Source organism: Streptomyces sp. NPDC008313 (assembly GCF_042956125.1).
In the GTDB taxonomy this organism is placed as follows: domain Bacteria; phylum Actinomycetota; class Actinomycetes; order Streptomycetales; family Streptomycetaceae; genus Streptomyces.
Map to the genome: position 1 here is coordinate 82,612 of NZ_JBIBFR010000025.1, position 18,719 is coordinate 101,330.

The window sequence follows — 18,719 nt, forward strand, 5'->3', positions numbered from 1 at the left end:
GCGCTCTGAGCGGAGGTGCGCCCCCCACGGGCCGGTCTCTTTCCGGCCGCCTTCACCGGACGGCCGCGAGAAGCACATGAACGCCACGAACGACATGAACCACGAGAAGCACGAGAACCACGAGAAGCACGCGCAACACGCCTCGCAGGGAGAGAACGGGATGGGACTGACCGCACGGATTCGTACGCGGGACGGGTGGGCCGTGTCGCACGCGGTCGTCACGGTGACCGACATGACCGGCGCCCAGGTGGTGCGGGCCGGGGCGGACGCCGACGGGGCCGTCCACGACAGCACCGCCCTGGCACCCGGGGCCTATACCGTGATCGTGACGGCCGTCGGGTACGCGCCCGCCGCCTCCAGCGCGATCGTCACGGCGAGCGGGCGGGCCGAGATCGGCACCGTGACCCTCGCCCGCCAGGGCGGCACCGAACTCCCGCCGCCCGGACCGTGGACCGTCGACCCCGCGCACTCCTCGGTCGCGGCGGTCGCCCAGCACCTGGGGATCTCCAGTGTGCGCGGCCGGTTCACCGCGTTCTCCGGGCGCGTCGAGATCGCCCCGGACGAGGTGGAGAAGTCCCGCGTGGAGGCCGTGATCTCGGCCGCCTCCATCGACACCGGCAACGCCATGCGCGACGGCCACCTGAAGTCCCCCGACTTCCTGGACGTCGAGGCGTACCCCGAGATCACCTACCGGTCGACGGGCCTGTCCCCGGCCGGTTCCGACCGCTGGACGGTGCACGGCGAACTGACCATGCACGGCGTCGTACGCCCCGTCGAGCTGGACCTCGCCTACCTCGGCACCGGCGCCGACCCGTGGGGCGGCACGCGCGCCGCCTTCCGCGCCACCGCCGAACTCCACCGCGAGGACTTCGCGATGAACTACAACCAGGTCGTCCAGGCGGGGATCTCCGCCATCGGTACGACCCTGCGGGTGGAGCTGGACATCCAGGCGGTGCAGGGGGAGTCACTGCCGTCCGTGTGACGGCGGTGGCTGTGTGACGGCAGCGCCTGTGTGACGGCAGTGTCCGTGCGACGCGTGTCCGCGGGTGTCCGTGTGACGCGTGTCCGGGCGACGGCACCTCCGTGCGGCGGCACGTCCGTGCGGCGGCGTGCGCTCAGTCCTTCTTCATCGCGTCCACGACCTCCTGGGCGATGTCGCGCAGCTTGACGTTCTCCTGCTGGGAGGCGCGCACGAGGCTGTCGAAGGCATCGGCCACGTCGATGCCGAGGCGCTCCATGAGGATGCCCGTGGCCTGGCCGATCAGGTCACGGGTCCGCATGGCCTCCGTCAGCTGCTCCCGCACGGTGACCGCGCCCAGCGCGATGCTGACGTGGGCGGTGAACAGCCGGCCGATCCGGGTGGCCGACTCGTCGAAGGCCCTGGGCTTGCGGGAGTACACCGTCAGAACGGTGAGCCGGCGCTTGTCGGTGCGCAGCCTGAGCGAGAGCACCGAGCGCAGTCCCAGGTCCGCGAGGGCGGCCGAGCGGTCGTCGTGGGCGGCGCTGTCCTCGATCCGCGCGACCGGGCCGTTCCACAGCCCGCTCCAGTACGCGTGGTGGTCACGGCCCGCGCCCAGGGCGTCGGCGGAGCGCACGACCTCGTCGGTCCAGGAGAGGGTGCGCCTGGTCTGCCCCTCGACCAGGGAGATTCCGGCGTACTCGGCGCCGGGAAGGATGTGCGCGGCGAGCCGGGCGGCGGTCCGCAGGGTGTGGTGGGAGGTCGACGTGTCGTGCAACTGCTGAGCGGCGGCCGTCAGGGCATCGGCCAGCTCGAACCCCACATCAAAACGGGGCAATTCAGAAAAGTCGGACGCAGCCACCACGAACCTCTTCGGCATGCACGGCCAACATGGCCATGCGCAGGAGAGCTCCGCAGCACATTCCCGACTGCGAGCACAGGACGAACACAACTTTAGCCGCTCCGACGAGGTGTGTTGGGCTCCGGTGGCCTGCCTGCGCGGGGTGTCGCCGTGCAAGGGGCCGGACAGGTGACCTGGTGGCGCGGGGCCCGGCCGGCCGGGTGCCGGAGGGCCGCGTCGCGGGCGCCCGGGACGCCGCCGGCCGGGTGCCGGAGTGTCGGTGGCTCGGGTGCCGGAGGTGTCGCGGCTCGGGTGCCGGGGAGGGCGCGGGCCGGGTCATAGGCTGGGGGCCATGGCACCCAACATCGCGACGAACACCTCTGTCTCCCTGGACGAGTTGCTGGACTTCGTCCGCCCGCGGCACCGGGCCGTCCTGCTGACCCGCCGCGCCGACGGCAGCCCCCAGGGATCACCCCTCACCTGCGGCGTCGACGACTCGGGCCGCATCGTCGTCTCCACCTACCCGGAGCGCGCCAAGACCCGCAACGCCAAGCGCGACGAGCGCGTCAGCCTGATCGTCCTCAGCGACGAGTGGGACGGCCCCTGGGTCCAGGTCGACGGCACCGCCGAGGTCGTGGACTGCCCCGAGTCCGTCGAACCTCTGGTCGAGTACTACCGCAACATCTCCGGCGAGCACCCGGACTGGGACGAGTACCGGGAGGCCATGCGGAAGCAGGGCAAGTCGATCATCCGGGTCACGCCGGTGAGGTGGGGCCCGGTCGCCACCGGCGGCTTCCCGGCCCGGCCGGCGAGCCGGGAGTAGCGGCGAGGCCCGTCAGGGCGTCCCGGGTGTCCCAGGCGCCTCGGGTGTCCCAGGCGTCTCGGGCGTCCTGGAGCGCGCCACCATCGCCTCGATGCCCGCGATCAGGGTCTCCAGGGCGAAGGCGAAATCCCGCTCGCGCATCTCCTCGACCGTGTCGCCGCCGCGGGCCTCCATCATCTCCGCCGCGTTCTCGAAGTCCCTGGCGAACTGCGGTTGTTCGCGGATCGAGCTCATGGCCTGGCGGAAGTACTCGTCCTGGCTCATCCCGGCGGAGGCGCACCGCTGGATGAAGTGCCCCTCGATCGTGCCGAACCCGTAGACGAACTGGAAGACCGCCGACAGGGCGCCCATCTGACCGTGCCGGGGCAGACCCGTGGTGCGCATCATGTCCTGCACGCGGAGGGAGAACGCCCTGGAGTGCGGGCCGATGTTCAGGAAGTTGCCGACGAGCGTCGACACCCACGGGTGGCGGACGAGCAGCGCCCGGTAGCCGGTGGCGAGTTCACGCAGCCGTCCGCGCCAGTCGTCGGCCGGCTGCGGCTCGGGCGGCGCCAGTTCGCGGTAGACCGCGTCGAGAGCGAGTTCGAGCAGGTCGTCCTTGGTGTCGACGTACCAGTACACGGACATCGCCGTGACGTTCAGCTCGGCGGCCAGCCGGCGCATGGAGAATCTGGCCAGCCCTTCGGCGTCCAGCAGCCGTACGGTCGCCGCGGTGATCCGGTCGCGGTCGAGCCCCGACGGCTGCCCGCCGCCCCGTGTCCCGCTCCGCGGTGCCTTGCCCTCCAGCCAGACGCTGGTCCGCGCCGGACGCTCGGCTGCCCTCACCATCGCGCACCTTCCTCGAACTGGTACTCCCCGGCCCGCACCGCGCACGGCCCCGTACTGCCCCGGACCCGGCAGTTTCCCGTACGGCCGCGGCCCCGGCTCCTCGTACCCACTCCTCCGGCGACCTCCTCGTACGACCGGAACGCGCCCCTCCTGATGCTATGTGTGCGGCGCACGCACCGTTACATGGGCATCGTCACCGCGGAGTCTGCCCGCTCGGCCCTGTGCAGCAACGCCGCCGCCAGCAGTCCCCCAGAAGTACGGCCAGGGCGCCCACCAGCTGGCTGGTTTCCAGCCCCGAGGAGAACGCGTCGGTGATCCGCGCCCGCTCCGCCGTCGATCCCGCGGACGCCAGCGCCGCGGGCAGCGAGGTGGCCGCGACCGGGACGAGCGCGGCGAACCGCGAGGTCAGGACCGCGCCGAGCACCGCGACGCCGAGGCCGAGGCCGAGGCCGAGGCCGAGGCCGAGGCCGAGGCCGAACTGGGCGAGCGTGCCGTTGATGCCGGCGCCGACCCCGGCCTTCTCCGGCGGAATGGCGCTCATGATGGCGTGCGCCATGGCCGGGTTGGCGAGGGCGCAGCCCGCTCCGATCAGCAGCAGCCCGAGCAGGGTGCCGCCGTAGCCGTGCGTGGTGAGCATCGCGATCGACACCAGGCCGGCCGACATCGCGACCATGCCGAGCGCGATCGACACCGGGGTGCCGAGCCGCGCCGTCCACCGGGCGGAGAGACCGGAGAAGTTCAGCACCACGACCGCCAGCGCGAGCGGTGCCGTCCGCAGACCGGCCTCCAGGGGCCCGTACCCCAGCACGAACTGCAGGTGCTGGGTCAGCAGGAACAGCGCCCCGCCCATGCCGAAGGTGATCAGGACGGCGCCCGCGACGGCTCCGGTGAACCGCCGGTCCCGGAAGAAGTGCAGGTCGAGCATCGGATACGGAATCCGGCTCTCCCAGTGGGCGAACCCGGCCAGGACCAGTACGGCGACCGCGGCGGTGACCGTCACCCTGGGCGACGTCCAGCCGCTTCCGGGGCCCGAGATGATCGCGAACACCAGCGCGGTCATGCCGATGGTGGACAGCAGCGCGCCCAGCAGATCGGGCCGGTCACCGCGCGGGCTCCTCGACTCCGGTACGAGCGCCACCACGGCGACGAGCCCCAGCGTGGCCACCGGGAGGTTGACCAGAAAGATCGCGCCCCACCAGAAGTGGCCCAGCAGGAAGCCGCCGAGCAGCGGCCCCGCCGCGAAGCCGAGGGCGTTGACCGCGCTCCAGATGCCGATGGCCTTCGGGTGCTCCCCGGGCGCGAAGATCTGCATCGCCACGGCGAGCGTCGTGGTGAGCAGCAGCGCCCCGCCGACGCCCATGCCCGCACGCGCGGCGATCAACTGCGCGGTGGAGTCGGCGAATCCGGCCACCAGGGAGCCGATGCCAAACAGAGCCAGGCCTGTGACCAGCATCTTCTTACGACCGTACCGGTCGGCGGCGCTGCCGGCGGTGAGCAGCAGCCCGGACTGGACCAGCGAGTACGCGTTGATCATCCACTGGATGTCCGAGGTCGCCGCGTCCAGCTCCCGGGTGAGGGAGGGGATGGCCACGTTGAGCACGGTGTTGTCGAGCAGGAGGGTGAGCTGGGCGAGACAGATGACACCGAGGATGAGCCAGCGACGGGGGTGACCGGTACGGCCGTGGCCCCCGGGGATGAGGGTGTCCGACATGCCATACACCGTAGAACAGTCTCTTGTACGGTGTACAGCGGCGGGTGACGCCCTCCACCATCGGGTGCGGGGAGGGGGGGGGGGGGGGGGGGGGGGGGGGGGGGGGCCCCCCCCCCCCCCCCCCCCGCCCGTCGCCGTTTGATCTACCCGTCGGTAGCATCCTGGCCATGGCAGACAACGAGCAGGTCGACGAGAACGAGAGCCCCGGCGCCGCCCCGGACGCCAGGGCCGAGCGCAGGGCGGCGCGGCTCGCCAGGGAGATCGGCGCCTTCGCCAAGGCGCACGGCGGCGCCGAGGGGCAGGTGGCCTACCTCGGGCAGCGCGGCGCCCGGATCGTGCTGGTCGGCGAGGACGGCGGCTGGGGCGACCTGGTGGCCCCCACGTACGCCGTCGCCGAGCAGGCCGTCCGCAAGGCGGGCATCACGGTGCACGAGGACTTCGACGGCGCGTTCGCGGGCAAGGTGCGCACCGGCCCGTACGAGTGGACGCGGATGGCGGGAATCCAGCTCGGCGGCCCCACCGGCGGCTGAGCCGTCCGGCACGGGACGGCGCCCGGGCGGGCGCGGGGACCTTTTGTGCGAGCAACACCTTGCGACCGGTTCACCCGTTAGGACGTGCACAGGCACGGTCCAGTCGCAGGGGAGCCCGGATGATCGAGACGCCGTCCCTGATCGACCAGTACTGCCACGGCGTACTGCGGACGGAGCTGGGCCTCGGCACCTTCGAGGCCCAGCTCGCCCGTGCCGAGGGCCCGCCCGCCCCCGGCACCACCTTCTTCGACACCCAGACCGGCTTCGCGCTGCGCCGCTGGTGCCCGCCCCTGCTCGGTCTGGAGCCGCACTGCCCGCCCGCCCGCTATCTGGCACGGCGCCGCGAACTCGGCGTCCTGGAGGCGGGCCGCAGGCTCCTGCGCGGCAGCGGCATCACCACCTACCTCGTCGACACCGGACTGCCGGGCGACCTCACCGGGCCCGGCGAGATGGCCGCTGCGGGAGCGGCCGACGCCCACGAGATCGTGCGGCTGGAACTCCTCGCCGAACAGGTCGCCGACACCTCGGGAACCGTCGAGTCCTTCCTCGCCAACCTCGCCGAGTCCGTCCACGGGGCCGCGGCGCACGCCGTGGCCTTCACATCCGTGGCCGGCGTACGGCACGGCCTGGCCCTCGCCCCCGAGCCGCCCGGCCCCGGCGAGGTACGGGGAGCGGCCGGGCGCTGGCTGGCCGGGCGCCGGGTGGGCGGTCCGCTGCGCGACCCCGTGCTGCTCAGGCATCTGCTGTGGATCGCGGTGGCCTCGGGACGGCCCCTCCAGCTGCACGCCGGGCTCGACGAGGGCGGACTGCCCGGCGATCGCACCGACCCGGTCCTGTTCACCGACTTCGCCCGCGCCACGGCCGGGCTCGGCACCGACCTGGTGCTGCTGCACGGCTATCCGTACCACCGGCACGCCGCCCACATCGCGGGCGTCTTCCCGCACGTCTACGCCGACCTGGGCGCCGCGCTGGTGCGCACCGGGGCCCGTGCGGCCGCCGTGCTCGCGGAGATCCTCGAGCTGGCGCCCTTCGGCAAGCTGCTCTTCTCCAGCGGCGCCCACGGGCTGCCGGAACTCCATGTGGTGGGAGCACACCTGTTCAGGGAGGCGCTGGCCCGCGTCCTCGGCACCTGGGTCGCCGAGGACGCGTGGTCCCTCACGGACGCGGAGCGCGTCGCGGGCATGATCGCCGCCGGGAACGCGCGACGGGTGTACGGGCTGGACGGCTGAGGGCGCCGGGGCGGCCGCGTGCGCACGGGGCGCCGGCCGCGCGGGCGGCCCTCAGGCGCGGGTGAGCGCCGCCTCCGGCGCCGGGCCCGGCAGGTCCACCGCGGAGGGACGCTCACGCAGGGACAGCAGCTCCCGGACCACGCCGATCCACACCAGGCACGAACCGAGCATGTGCACGCCGACCAGGACCTCGGGAAGATCCGTGAAGTACTGGACGTAACCCACCGCGCCCTGGGCCAGCAGCACCAGGAACAGCTCACGGGTGCGTGCCAGCGGGCCCCGGGGGGCGTCGACGGCCTTCAGGACGAACCACAGGGCGAAGGTCAGCGTCACCACGATCCAGGCGAGCACCGCGTGCGCCTTGGTGACCGTCTCCCAGTCAAGCGGCATCCGCTCGACGTCGCTGGAGTCACCCGCGTGCGGTCCGGCGCCGGTCACCACCGTGCCCACCGCGATCAGCAGCAGGGAGGCGGCCACCAGGAACCACACCAGCTGCCGCACGGCCTTGCCCACCAGCGGCCGCGGCTCCCCGTCGCCCTCCCGGGCGCGCTGCCACATCAGCGTGGCCACGGCCATCAGAGCCATGGAGAGCAGGAAGTGCGCGGCGACCGTGTACGGGTTCAGGCCGACCAGGACGACGATGCCACCGAGGACCGCGTTGCCCATGACCAGCCAGAACTGCGCCCAGCCCATCCGGGTCAGGTCGCGCCGCCAGGGCTTGTGGGAGCGCGCGGCGACGATCGCCCAGCCGACGGCCGCGCAGAGCACGTACGTCAGCATGCGGTTGCCGAACTCGATGACCCCGTGGAAGCCCATCGCGCTCGTCGTGGTCAGCGAGTCGTCCGTGCACGTGGGCCACGTCGGGCAGCCGAGGCCGGAACCGGTCAGCCGCACGGCACCGCCGGTGACCACGATGACGACCGTCATGACGACGGCGGAGAGGGCGGCCCGCCGGACCGTCCGGTCGGACGGGGTCCAGCGGTCGGCGATGAAGGCGAGCGGGTTGCGCGCGGCAGCCAGGGCTTCGGCACGGGTCACGTTTGGCACGCGTCCCATCGTAGGCGTCCGCTTGTGCACCCATTCACGAGGGGCCCTCCGGAACGTTCCCCGCCGGGCGCCGCCCCTGTCCCCCGTACGGGCGTGCGCCGGTCACTCCCAGCGGAAGAAGCGTCCGGCCGCGCCCAGGGCCGCCACGGCCCACACGGCGAGGATCGCCAGGTCGCCCCACGGCGTCCCGGCGCCGTGCTGGAGCACGTCCCGCAGGCCGTCCGAGAGGGCCGAGATCGGCAGCAGCCCGAGCACGTCCTGCGCGGCCGACGGGAACTTGTCCAGCGGTACGACGACACCGCCGCCGACCAGCAGCAGCAGGAAGACCAGGTTGGCCGCGGCCAGCGTCGCCTCCGCCCGCAGCGTGCCCGCCATCAGCAGACCGAGCCCCGAGAAGGCGGCGGTCCCGAGGACCAGCAGGAGCAGCACCGCCACCGGGTTGCCGTGCGGCGACCAGCCGAGCGCGTACGCGATCACGGCCAGCAGGAGCACCTGGAGGACCTCGGTGACCAGCACGGAGGCCGTCTTCGCGGTCATCAGGCCCCAGCGGGGGAGCGGGGAGGCCGCGAGCCGCTTGAGGACGCCGTAGCGGCGCTCGAAGCCCGTGGCGATGGCCTGTCCGGTGAACGCCGTGGACATCACGGCGAGCGCGAGGACGCCGGGGGCCAGGAAGTCGACGGCCTCGCCCTCGCCCGTGTCGACGATGTCCACGGCGCTGAACAGCACCAGCAGCAGCGTCGGGATCACGACGGTGAGCAGCAGCTGCTCGCCGTTGCGCAGCAGCATCTTCGTCTCCAGCGCCGCCTGCGCCGCGATCATGCGCGGCAGCGGGGCGGCGCCCGGCTCCGGCGCGTACGTACCCGCGGTGGTCATGAGCGCAACTCCTTGCCCGTGAGCTCCAGGCTGTGTTGTCCCGGGGGACGACCCCCGGACCCCCGGCCGACATCAGTGCGGGCCCTCGTCATGAGCGCAACTCCTTGCCCGTGAGCTCCAGGAAGACGTCCTCCAGGGTGTGCCGTTCGACGGAGATCCGTTCCGGCATCACGCCGTGCTGGGCGCACCAGGAGGTGACCGTCGCGAGCAGTTGCGGACCGACCTCGCCGCCCACCCGGTACGCGCCCGGCGTGAGCTCCGCCGCCGTGCAGCCGGCCGGGAGCGCCTTGAGCAGGGAGGCCACGTCGAGGCCGGGGCGGCCGGTGAAGCGCAGGGTGTTCTCGGCGCCGCCGCGGCACAGTGCCTCGGGGGTGCCCTGGGCGACGACCCGGCCGGCGTCGATGATCGCGACGTCGTCGCAGAGCGTCTCCGCCTCGTCCATGTGGTGCGTGGTGAGGATCACCGAGACGCCGTCCCTGCGCAGGTCGCGCACGAGGTCCCAGGTGGCGCGGCGGGCCTGCGGGTCGAGACCGGCGGTCGGCTCGTCCAGGAAGACGAGCTCGGGGCGCCCGACCACGGCCATGGCCGTCGCCAGCCGCTGCTGCTGTCCGCCGGACAGCCGGCGGTAGGGCGTGCGGCCGCAGCCGCCCAGACCCAGCCGCTCGATCAGCGCGTCGACGTCCAGCGGATGCGCGTGCAGTGCGGCCACATGGCGCAGCATCTCGTCCGCCCGCGCCCCGGAGTAGACGCCGCCGGACTGGAGCATGACACCGATCCGGGGGCGCAGCGCGGCGGCGTCGCGCACCGGGTCGAGGCCCAGGACGCGCACGGTCCCGGAGTCCGGTCTGCGGTATCCCTCGCAGGTCTCGACGGTGGTCGTCTTGCCCGCGCCGTTGGGCCCGAGTACGGCGGTGACACCCGCCCCGGCCACCAGGTCGAGGCCGTCCACCGCGGTCTTGTCTCCGTACCGCTTCACCAGGGCCTGGACCTGGACGACCGGCTCGCTTCGCATGAGGCGCAAGTCTAGGGAGCGCCCCCGCGGTCCGGGTCGCCGGGGCTCGCGTTGATCGATCAAAGATCGTCGCCGCAGGTCGGATTAGGTTTGCCTAAGTGACACAGCGCACCGTCCGCCCCTCCGGACGCCGCTTGTCAGGTCCTCAGGAATTACGCAACAATGGCGTTGTGAAAAACGTCGGTGAGGCTCCCCAGGAGGAACTCGCGACCGGTGAGCGGTCCACCCGCAACCGCGTCGCGCGGTCCATCCTGGACCACGGCCCGTCGACCGTGGCGGACCTCGCGGGCCGGCTGGGACTCACCCAGGCGGCCGTCCGGCGCCATCTGGACGCGCTCGTCACCGACGACGTGGTCGAGGCGCGGGAGCAGCGGGTCTACGGAGCGCGGACGCGCGGCCGGCCCGCCAAGGTGTTCGCGCTGACCGACTGCGGCCGCGACGCCTTCGACCAGTCCTACGACGCGCTCGCCGCGGACGCCCTGCGCTGGATACGGCAGCAGTTCGGCGGGGACGGGGCCGTGGTGGCCTTCGCCCGCGCCAGGATCGCGGCCCAGGCCCAGGCCTACCGCGAGGCGATCGAGGCCGCCGGGCCCGAGGAGCGGACCGAAGCGCTGGCCAAGGCCCTGAGCGCGGACGGGTACGCTGCCACGGCGCGCAGCGCACCGGTCGGCGAGCAGCTGTGCCAGCACCACTGCCCGGTCGCCCATGTGGCGGAGCAGTTCCCGCAGCTGTGCGAGGCGGAGACGGAGATCTTCTCCCAGCTGCTGGGTACCCATGTCCAGCGGCTGGCGACCATCGCGCACGGCGACGGCGTCTGCACCACGTTCATCCCCAAGATATCCAAGACCGATCACGACAACGCTTCTGCAAGCACGGCCGGGAGGAACCCCGCATGACTCTCCCCACGGAGACTGCTCACCCCGAGCTCGAGGGCCTGGGCAACTACGAATACGGCTGGGCCGACTCCGACGTGGCCGGTGCCTCTGCCAAGCGCGGCATCAACGAGGACGTCGTCCGCGACATCTCCTCGAAGAAGAACGAGCCGGAGTGGATGACCAAGCTCCGTCTCAAGGGCCTGCGCCTCTTCGAGAAGAAGCCCATGCCGAACTGGGGCTCGGACCTGTCGGGGATCGACTTCGACAACATCAAGTACTTCGTGCGGTCCACGGAGAAGCAGGCGGAGTCCTGGGAGGACCTGCCCGAGGACATCAAGAACACGTACGACAGGCTCGGCATCCCCGAGGCGGAGAAGCAGCGCCTCGTCGCCGGTGTCGCCGCCCAGTACGAGTCCGAGGTCGTCTACCACCAGATCCGTGAGGACCTGGAGGAGCAGGGCGTCATCTTCCTGGACACCGACACCGCCCTGAAGGAGCACCCCGAGCTCTTCAAGGAGTACTTCGGCACGGTCATCCCGGTCGGCGACAACAAGTTCGCGTCGCTGAACTCCGCCGTGTGGTCCGGCGGCTCGTTCATCTACGTCCCCAAGGGCGTGCACGTCGAGATCCCGCTCCAGGCCTACTTCCGTATCAACACGGAGAACATGGGCCAGTTCGAGCGGACCCTGATCATCGTCGACGAGGGTGCCTACGTGCACTACGTCGAGGGCTGCACCGCCCCGATCTACAAGTCGGACTCGCTGCACTCCGCGGTCGTCGAGATCATCGTCAAGAAGAACGCCCGCTGCCGCTACACGACCATCCAGAACTGGTCGAACAACGTCTACAACCTGGTCACCAAGCGCGCCGTGGCGTACGAGGGCGCGACCATGGAGTGGATCGACGGCAACATCGGCTCCAAGGTGACGATGAAGTACCCGGCCGTCTACCTGATGGGCGAGCACGCCAAGGGCGAGACCCTGTCCATCGCCTTCGCGGGCGAGGGCCAGCACCAGGACGCCGGTTCCAAGATGGTCCACATGGCGCCGAACACCTCGTCCAACATCGTCTCCAAGTCGGTGGCGCGCGCCGGCGGCCGCACCTCCTACCGCGGCCTGGTGGAGATCGGCGAGGGCGCCCACGGCTCGAAGTCCAACGTGCTGTGCGACGCGCTGCTCGTCGACACGATCTCGCGCTCCGACACCTACCCGTACGTCGACGTCCGCGAGGACGACGTCTCCATGGGTCACGAGGCCACGGTCTCCAAGGTCTCGGACGACCAGCTCTTCTACCTGATGAGCCGCGGCATGACCGAGTTCGAGGCGATGGCGATGATCGTGCGCGGCTTCGTCGAGCCGATCGCCAAGGAACTCCCCATGGAGTACGCCCTGGAGCTCAACCGGCTGATCGAGCTGCAGATGGAGGGCGCGGTCGGTTAGGACCGACCCCCCCCGGCAGGCAGCTAGCGGAATCCGACGTAGGAAGAGAGCAGACCGACAGCCATGGCTGAGGCTCAGAACATCCCGGTGGGCAGTACGACCGCCGGCCAGATCGCGGTGGCCGCCGAGTCCACCGTCGCGACGCGCATGAGCGCGCCCCCGTCCTTCGACGTGGCGGACTTCCCGGTGCCGCACGGCCGCGAGGAGGAGTGGCGCTTCACCCCGCTGGAGCGGCTGCGCGGACTGCACGACGGCACCGCCGTCGCCACCGGCGAGGGCGTGCGGACCGACGTCGTGGCTCCCGAGGGCGTCACCGTCGAGACGGTCGGCCGCGACGACGCCCGGCTCGGCCGGGCCGGCACCCCGGTGGACCGGATCGCCGCCCAGGCCTACTCGGCGTTCGAGAAGGCCGGCGTCGTCACCGTCCCCAAGGAGACGGTGCTCACCGAGCCGATCCGCATCGCCGTCCGCGGCGAGGGCGGTGTCGCCTACGCCCACCAGGTCATCGAGCTGGGCGCCTTCGCCGAGGCCGTCGTCGTCGTCGACCACACCGGTGACGCCGTGCTCGCCGCCAACGTCGACTACATCCTGGGGGACGGCGCCAAGCTGACCGTCGTCTCCGTCCAGGACTGGGACGACAAGGCCGTGCACGTGGCCCAGCACAACGCGCTCATCGGCCGCGACGCCTCCTTCCGGTCCGTCGTCGTCACCTTCGGCGGCGACCTGGTGCGCCTCCACCCGCGCGTCCAGTACGCCGGACCCGGCGGCGAGGCCGAGCTGCTCGGCCTGTACTTCACCGACGCGGGCCAGCACCAGGAGCACCGGCTGTTCGTCGACCACAACACCCCGCACTGCACGTCGCACGTCGTCTACAAGGGCGCGCTCCAGGGCGACGAGGCGCACGCGGTGTGGATCGGCGACGTCCTCATCGAGGCCAAGGCCGAGGGCACCGACACGTACGAGATGAACCGCAACCTGGTTCTGACCGACGGCGCCCGCGTCGACTCCGTGCCGAACCTGGAGATCGAGACCGGCGAGATCGTCGGCGCCGGTCACGCCTCCGCGACCGGCCGCTTCGACGACGAGCAGCTCTTCTACCTGATGGCCCGCGGCATCCCCGCCGACGAGGCCCGCCGTCTGGTGGTCCGCGGCTTCTTCGCCGAGCTGGTCCAGCAGATCGGTGTCCAGGACATCCAGGACCGCCTCCTCGTCCGGATCGACGAAGAGCTGGAGGCGTCCGTCTGATGGCCGAAGCTGCTGTGTTCCTGCGCGCCTGCGGGCTGAGCGAGCTGGAGGAGGACACCCCCAAGCGGGTGGAACTCGACGGCACGCCCCTCTCGGTCGTGCGGACCGAGGGCGAGGTGTTCGCGATCCACGACATCTGCTCGCACGCGAACGTCTCCCTCTCCGAGGGCGAGGTGGAGGACTGCCAGATCGAGTGCTGGCTGCACGGCTCCAGCTTCGACCTCCGCACCGGCAAGCCGTCCGGCCTTCCCGCGACGCGCCCCGTCCCCGTATACCCCGTAAAGATCGAAGGGGACGACGTGCTCGTCTCCCTCTCCCAGGAGTCCTGAGGCACCCATGGCAACGCTTGAAATCCGAGACCTGCACGTCACCGTCGAGGCCGACAACGCCACGAAGGAGATCCTCAAGGGCGTCGACCTCACCGTGAAGCAGGGCGAGACGCACGCCATCATGGGCCCCAACGGCTCCGGCAAGTCGACGCTCGCCTACTCGCTCGCGGGTCACCCCAAGTACTCGATCACCGGCGGCACCGTCACCCTCGACGGCGAGAACGTCCTGGAGATGTCCGTCGACGAGCGCGCCCGCGCCGGCCTCTTCCTCGCCATGCAGTACCCGGTCGAGGTCCCCGGCGTCTCCGTCTCCAACTTCCTGCGCACCTCCGCCACCGCCGTCCGCGGCGAGGCCCCCAAGCTGCGCACCTGGGTGAAGGAGGTCAAGGAGGCCATGGAGCGCCTCAACATGGACCCCGCCTTCGCCGAGCGCAACGTGAACGAGGGCTTCTCCGGCGGCGAGAAGAAGCGCCACGAGATCCTCCAGCTCGAACTGCTCAAGCCGAAGGTCGCCATCCTCGACGAGACCGACTCCGGCCTGGACGTCGACGCCCTGCGTGTCGTCTCCGAGGGCGTCAACCGCGTCCGCGAGGGCGGCGAGGTGGGCACCCTGCTCATCACGCACTACACGCGCATCCTGCGTTACATCAAGCCTGACTACGTCCACGTGTTCGCCGCCGGGCGGATCGTGGAGTCCGGTGGCGCCGAGCTCGCCGACAAGCTGGAGAACGAGGGCTACGAGGCATACACGAAGGGTGGCGCATCCGAGTGACACAGCTGCCGGGCCTCCTCACCGAATCCAGCCTCCTGAGCGAGGCGATCCGCAAGGACTTCCCGATCCTCGACCGCGTGCTGCACGACGGGAAGAAGCTTGTCTACCTCGACAACGCGGCGACCTCCCAGACTCCGCGCCAGGTGATCGACGTCCTGGACGAGTACTACGAGCAGCACAACGCCAACGTCCACCGCGGCGTGCACGTGCTCGCGGAGGAGGCCACGGCGCTGTACGAGGGCGCTCGCGACAAGGTCGCCGCCTTCATCAACGCGCCGAGCCGCGACGAGGTGATCTTCACCAAGAACGCCTCCGAGTCGCTCAACCTCGTGGCGAACATGCTCGGCTGGGCCGACGAGCCCTACCGGGTGGACCACGAGACCGAGATCGTCATCACGGAGATGGAGCACCACTCCAACATCGTCCCGTGGCAGCTGCTCGCGCAGCGCACCGGCGCGAAGCTGAAGTGGTTCGGCCTCACCGACGACGGCCGGCTCGACCTGTCGAACATCGACCAGGTCATCACGGAGAAGACGAAGATCGTCTCCTTCGTCCTGGTGTCGAACATCCTGGGCACTGTCAACCCGGTCGAGGCGATAGTGCGCCGCGCCCAGGAGGTCGGTGCGCTGGTGTGCATCGACGCCTCCCAGGCCGCCCCGCACATGCCGCTGGACGTACAGGCCCTCCAGGCCGACTTCGTGGCCTTCACCGGTCACAAGATGTGCGGTCCGACGGGCATCGGTGTCCTCTGGGGCCGCCAGGAACTGCTGGAGGACCTGCCTCCGTTCCTCGGCGGCGGCGAGATGATCGAGACGGTGTCGATGCACTCGTCGACGTACGCCCCCGCCCCGCACAAGTTCGAGGCGGGCACACCCCCGATCGCCCAGGCGGTCGGACTGGGCGCGGCGATCGACTACCTGAGCGCGATCGGCATGGACCGGATCCTCGCCCACGAGCACGCCCTCACCGAGTACGCGGTGAAGCGGCTCGGCGAGGTCCCCGATCTCAGGATCATCGGCCCCACCACGGCCGAGGACCGGGGCGCGGCGATCTCGTTCACCCTGGGTGACATCCACCCGCACGACGTGGGCCAGGTCCTGGACGAGCAGGGCATCGCGGTCCGGGTCGGTCACCACTGCGCGCGGCCGGTCTGCCTGAGGTACGGAATTCCCGCGACCACGCGAGCGTCGTTCTATCTGTACTCCACGCCGACCGAGATCGACGCACTGGTCGACGGCCTGGAGCACGTACGGAACTTCTTCGGCTGAGGGGCTGCAGGTCGTGAAGCTTGATTCGATGTACCAGGAAGTCATCCTGGACCACTACAAGCACCCGCACGGGCGGGGCTTGCGGGATGGCGACGCCGAGGTGCACCACGTCAACCCGACGTGCGGCGACGAGATCACGCTGCGCGTGAGGTACGAGGGCGAGAAGGTCGCCGACATCTCGTACGAGGGGCAGGGCTGCTCGATCAGCCAGGCCTCGGCCTCGGTGCTGAACGAACTGCTGGTCGGCAAGGACCTGTCCGAGGCGCAGAAGACCCAGGAGACCTTCCTGGAGCTGATGCAGTCCAAGGGCCGTATCGAGCCGGACGACGCCATGGAGGAGATCCTGGAGGACGCGGTCGCGTTCGCGGGGGTCTCCAAGTATCCGGCGCGGGTGAAGTGCGCCCTGCTGAGCTGGATGGCGTGGAAGGACGCGACGGCCCAGGCCCTGGGCGACGAGCCCGAGAACGCTGCGAGGAAGACGGCATGAGCGAGAACGAGACGCTGACGACGAAGCCCGCCTCGGAAGAGGAAGTCCGCGAGGCGCTGTACGACGTCGTCGACCCCGAACTGGGCATCGACGTCGTCAACCTCGGCCTCATCTACGGCATCCACATCGACGACGCGAACATCGCGACGATCGACATGACACTGACGTCCGCGGCCTGTCCGCTCACCGACGTCATCGAGGACCAGGCGAAGTCCGCCACGGACGGCATCGTGAACGAACTGCGCATCAACTGGGTCTGGATGCCGCCGTGGGGCCCGGACAAGATCACGGACGACGGCCGCGAGCAGCTTCGCGCGCTGGGCTTCAACGTCTGACCCACGTGGGGCGCGCGGCGACGCGCGGCACCACGGGCGGGACACGAGAACGGCCGTACCCGGTCACCACGGGTACGGCCGTTCTGGCGTTCCCGCCGCGGCAGGGCACGGACCGGGAGACCGTTGTGTACAGCCGTACGCAACGATGTGTACGCTCGTACGCATGGGATACGTGCTGCTGGCCGGCGCCATCGCCGCGGAGGTCGCCGCGACCACCTCCATGAAGTACAGCGAGGGATTCAGCAGGCTCTGGCCCTCCCTGCTCACCCTCCTCGGCTACGTCGTCGCCTTCCTGCTGCTGGCCCAGACGCTCAGGACCGTCTCCGTCGGCACCGCCTACGCGATCTGGGCGGGCGCCGGGACCGCCGTCATCGCCGCCATCGGGACGCTCTTCCTCGGCGAGGGCCTGAACGCCGCCAAACTCGCCGGGATCGTCCTGATCATCGGCGGGGTCGTCCTGCTGAACCTGGGCGGGGCGCACTGATGTCCCGCCGGTACGACCCCGAGCGGCGGCAGCGGATCATCGACGCGGCGATCCGTGTCGTCGGCGCCAAGGGCATCGCGGGGCTGAGCCACCGCTCCGTCGCCGCCGAGGCGGACGTGCCGCTCGGCTCGACGACGTACCACTTCCGCACCCTCGACGACCTGCTGGTCGCCGCGCTGCGCCAGGCCAACGAGGGGTTCGCCAAGGTCGTCGCCGCGCGCGGCGCCCTGGAGGACGCCCGGGTCGAACCGGCCGGTGAGCTCGCCGGACTGATGGGCGAGTGGCTGGCCGGCGACCGCACCGGTGTCGAGCTGGAGTACGAGCTCTACCTCGCGGCGCTGCGCCGGCCCGCGCTGCGCCCCGTCGCCGCCGAGTGGTGCGAGGGCCTCGCCGACCGGATCGCCCGCCGCACCGACCCGGTCACCGCGCGGGCGCTGGTCGCCCTGATGGACGGGATCTGCCTCCAGACGCTCCTGACGGACACGCCGTACGACGAGGAGTACGCGCGCGAGGTGCTCAGCCGGGTGATCCGCGGGGCGTGAGGTCCGCGGCCCGCCCCCCGGGGCGGGCCCGGTACCTGAGACGGCCCCGGGGTGGGTTCGCCTCCGTGGGCTCCGGCCGGTTAGGTTGCCCTCATGACCGACACCACTGCTCCCCGTACCACCGGTGCCGCCGCCGCGGGCCTCGCCACGTTCACCGCCGACGGCACCGTTCTCGACACCTGGTTCCCCGCCCCCGAGCTGACCGGCGAGCCCGGCCCGTCCGGCACCGAGCGGCTGTCCGCCGAGCGTGCCGTGGAACTGCTCGGCGAGGGCGCCGCCAAGGCGATCGGCCCTGACGCCCGCCGCGGCGTCGAGGTGGTCGCGGTCCGCACGGTCATCTCCTCCCTCGACGACAAGCCCGTCGACGCACACGACGTCTACCTGCGTCTGCACCTGCTCTCCCACCGGCTGGTGAAGCCGCACGGCCAGAGCCTCGACGGCATCTTCGGCCACCTGGCCAACGTCGCCTGGACCTCGCTCGGCCCGGTCGCCGTCGACGACGTCGAGAAGGTCCGGCTGCACGCGCGCGCGCAGGGCCTGCACCTCCAGGTGACCTCGATCGACAAGTTCCCCCGTATGACGGACTACGTGGCGCCCAAGGGCGTCCGCATCGCCGACGCGGACCGGGTCCGGCTCGGTGCCCACCTGTCCGAGGGCACCACGGTCATGCACGAGGGCTTCGTCAACTTCAACGCGGGCACCCTGGGCACCTCCATGGTCGAGGGCCGCATCTCCGCCGGTGTCGTCGTCGGCGACGGCTCCGACATCGGCGGCGGCGCGTCCACCATGGGAACGCTGTCCGGCGGCGGCAACGTGATCATCTCCATCGGCGAGCGCTGCCTCGTCGGCGCCGAGGCGGGCGTCGGCATCGCGCTCGGCGACGAGTGCGTCGTCGAGGCCGGTCTGTACGTCACCGCCGGCACCCGGGTCACCATGCCCGACGGCCAGATCGTCAAGGCCCGCGAGCTCTCCGGCGCCTCGAACATCCTCTTCCGCCGCAACTCGGTCACCGGCACGGTCGAGGCCCGCCCGAACAACGCGGTCTGGGGCGGCCTGAACGACATCCTCCACAGCCACAACTGACCCACCCC

20 protein-coding genes and 1 pseudogene are annotated in these 18,719 nt (G+C 71.2%); 15 read left to right on the forward strand and 6 right to left on the reverse strand.

The features are described 5' to 3' along the window. The first annotated feature begins 160 nt into the window (after positions 1–160). Positions 161–982 (forward strand): YceI family protein, encoded by an 822-nt coding sequence (locus ACFY93_RS28265; protein WP_391364208.1) that lies wholly within the window; start codon positions 161–163, stop codon positions 980–982. A 133-nt stretch (positions 983–1,115) separates the two neighbouring features. Here ACFY93_RS28265 and ACFY93_RS28270 read toward each other — a convergent pair whose 3' ends face one another. Further along, entirely contained in the window at positions 1,116–1,838 is a 723-nt protein-coding gene (locus ACFY93_RS28270) for an ANTAR domain-containing protein (RefSeq protein ID WP_391364143.1), read from the reverse strand. A gap of 313 nt (positions 1,839–2,151) precedes the next feature. On the opposite strand from ACFY93_RS28270, the gene ACFY93_RS28275 reads away from it, so the two are divergent. Next, positions 2,152–2,622 (forward strand): TIGR03618 family F420-dependent PPOX class oxidoreductase, encoded by a 471-nt coding sequence (locus ACFY93_RS28275; protein ID WP_391364145.1) that lies wholly within the window; start codon positions 2,152–2,154, stop codon positions 2,620–2,622. Between the two features lie 12 nt (positions 2,623–2,634). On the opposite strand, the gene ACFY93_RS28280 is transcribed toward ACFY93_RS28275, so the two are convergent. Further along, positions 2,635–3,450, reverse strand: coding sequence for a TetR/AcrR family transcriptional regulator C-terminal domain-containing protein (locus ACFY93_RS28280; RefSeq protein WP_391364147.1), 816 nt, complete (start codon positions 3,448–3,450; stop codon positions 2,635–2,637). 179 nt (positions 3,451–3,629) lie between these two features. Continuing rightward, positions 3,630–5,161, reverse strand: a pseudogene (locus ACFY93_RS28285) (MFS transporter). A 167-nt stretch (positions 5,162–5,328) separates the two neighbouring features. Between ACFY93_RS28285 and ACFY93_RS28290 the strand changes: the two are divergent. Both ACFY93_RS28290 and ACFY93_RS28295 read left to right on the forward strand, forming a co-directional pair. Next, on the forward strand, positions 5,329–5,691 hold the full coding sequence (locus ACFY93_RS28290) for a hypothetical protein (RefSeq protein WP_391364150.1): 363 nt from the start codon (positions 5,329–5,331) through the stop codon (positions 5,689–5,691). Between the two features lie 119 nt (positions 5,692–5,810). Next, the gene (locus ACFY93_RS28295) at positions 5,811–6,920 is read left to right on the forward strand and encodes an amidohydrolase family protein (RefSeq protein WP_391364152.1); all 1,110 of its coding nucleotides are present in this window, start codon (positions 5,811–5,813) and stop codon (positions 6,918–6,920) included. Between the two features lie 51 nt (positions 6,921–6,971). Here ACFY93_RS28295 and ACFY93_RS28300 read toward each other — a convergent pair whose 3' ends face one another. The 3 genes from ACFY93_RS28300 to ACFY93_RS28310 all read right to left on the reverse strand — a co-directional run bounded on the left by ACFY93_RS28300 (position 6,972) and on the right by ACFY93_RS28310 (position 9,852). Continuing rightward, positions 6,972–7,976 (reverse strand): COX15/CtaA family protein, encoded by a 1,005-nt coding sequence (locus ACFY93_RS28300; RefSeq protein ID WP_391364154.1) that lies wholly within the window; start codon positions 7,974–7,976, stop codon positions 6,972–6,974. 93 nt (positions 7,977–8,069) lie between these two features. Further along, positions 8,070–8,840 (reverse strand): ABC transporter permease, encoded by a 771-nt coding sequence (locus ACFY93_RS28305; protein ID WP_391364156.1) that lies wholly within the window; start codon positions 8,838–8,840, stop codon positions 8,070–8,072. 88 nt (positions 8,841–8,928) lie between these two features. Further along, complete coding sequence (locus ACFY93_RS28310; protein ID WP_391364158.1) at positions 8,929–9,852, reverse strand: ATP-binding cassette domain-containing protein; 924 nt, start codon at positions 9,850–9,852, stop codon at positions 8,929–8,931. A 170-nt stretch (positions 9,853–10,022) separates the two neighbouring features. Here ACFY93_RS28310 and ACFY93_RS28315 point away from each other — a divergent pair, with 170 nt between their 5' ends. The 11 genes from ACFY93_RS28315 to dapD all read left to right on the forward strand — a co-directional run bounded on the left by ACFY93_RS28315 (position 10,023) and on the right by dapD (position 18,711). Beyond that, positions 10,023–10,748 carry an ArsR family transcriptional regulator gene (locus ACFY93_RS28315; protein ID WP_391364160.1) on the forward strand — a complete coding sequence of 242 codons (726 nt, stop codon included), beginning with the start codon at positions 10,023–10,025 and terminating at the stop codon, positions 10,746–10,748. Next, positions 10,745–12,166, forward strand: coding sequence for a Fe-S cluster assembly protein SufB (gene sufB, locus ACFY93_RS28320; RefSeq protein WP_391364162.1), 1,422 nt, complete (start codon positions 10,745–10,747; stop codon positions 12,164–12,166). Before ACFY93_RS28315 ends, sufB begins: the two co-directional genes overlap by 4 nt. Positions 12,167–12,229: 63 nt before the next feature. Beyond that, on the forward strand, positions 12,230–13,411 hold the full coding sequence (gene sufD / locus ACFY93_RS28325) for a Fe-S cluster assembly protein SufD (RefSeq protein ID WP_391364164.1): 1,182 nt from the start codon (positions 12,230–12,232) through the stop codon (positions 13,409–13,411). After that, positions 13,411–13,740, forward strand: coding sequence for a Rieske 2Fe-2S domain-containing protein (locus ACFY93_RS28330; protein ID WP_391364166.1), 330 nt, complete (start codon positions 13,411–13,413; stop codon positions 13,738–13,740). The genes sufD and ACFY93_RS28330 overlap by 1 nt, the downstream gene beginning before the upstream one ends. Positions 13,741–13,747: 7 nt before the next feature. Next, on the forward strand, positions 13,748–14,512 hold the full coding sequence (gene sufC / locus ACFY93_RS28335) for a Fe-S cluster assembly ATPase SufC (protein ID WP_391364168.1): 765 nt from the start codon (positions 13,748–13,750) through the stop codon (positions 14,510–14,512). Continuing rightward, the gene (locus ACFY93_RS28340; protein WP_391364170.1) at positions 14,509–15,780 is read left to right on the forward strand and encodes a SufS family cysteine desulfurase; all 1,272 of its coding nucleotides are present in this window, start codon (positions 14,509–14,511) and stop codon (positions 15,778–15,780) included. Before sufC ends, ACFY93_RS28340 begins: the two co-directional genes overlap by 4 nt. 13 nt (positions 15,781–15,793) lie before the next feature. Next, positions 15,794–16,267: a Fe-S cluster assembly sulfur transfer protein SufU gene (gene sufU, locus ACFY93_RS28345; RefSeq protein ID WP_391364172.1), complete on the forward strand. Its 474-nt coding sequence runs from the start codon at positions 15,794–15,796 to the stop codon at positions 16,265–16,267. Then, entirely contained in the window at positions 16,264–16,602 is a 339-nt protein-coding gene (locus tag ACFY93_RS28350) for a metal-sulfur cluster assembly factor (protein ID WP_355790821.1), read from the forward strand. Before sufU ends, ACFY93_RS28350 begins: the two co-directional genes overlap by 4 nt. Before the next feature lie 163 nt (positions 16,603–16,765). After that, positions 16,766–17,086, forward strand: a complete 321-nt coding sequence (locus tag ACFY93_RS28355; protein ID WP_391364174.1) for an SMR family transporter — start codon at positions 16,766–16,768, stop codon at positions 17,084–17,086. After that, positions 17,086–17,628, forward strand: a complete 543-nt coding sequence (locus ACFY93_RS28360) for a TetR family transcriptional regulator (RefSeq protein ID WP_391364176.1) — start codon at positions 17,086–17,088, stop codon at positions 17,626–17,628. The genes ACFY93_RS28355 and ACFY93_RS28360 overlap by 1 nt, the downstream gene beginning before the upstream one ends. A gap of 93 nt (positions 17,629–17,721) precedes the next feature. Beyond that, a complete protein-coding gene (dapD, locus tag ACFY93_RS28365) occupies positions 17,722–18,711 on the forward strand; it encodes a 2,3,4,5-tetrahydropyridine-2,6-dicarboxylate N-succinyltransferase (protein WP_391364178.1) in 990 nt (329 codons plus the stop codon). Positions 18,712–18,719: the final 8 nt, after the last annotated feature.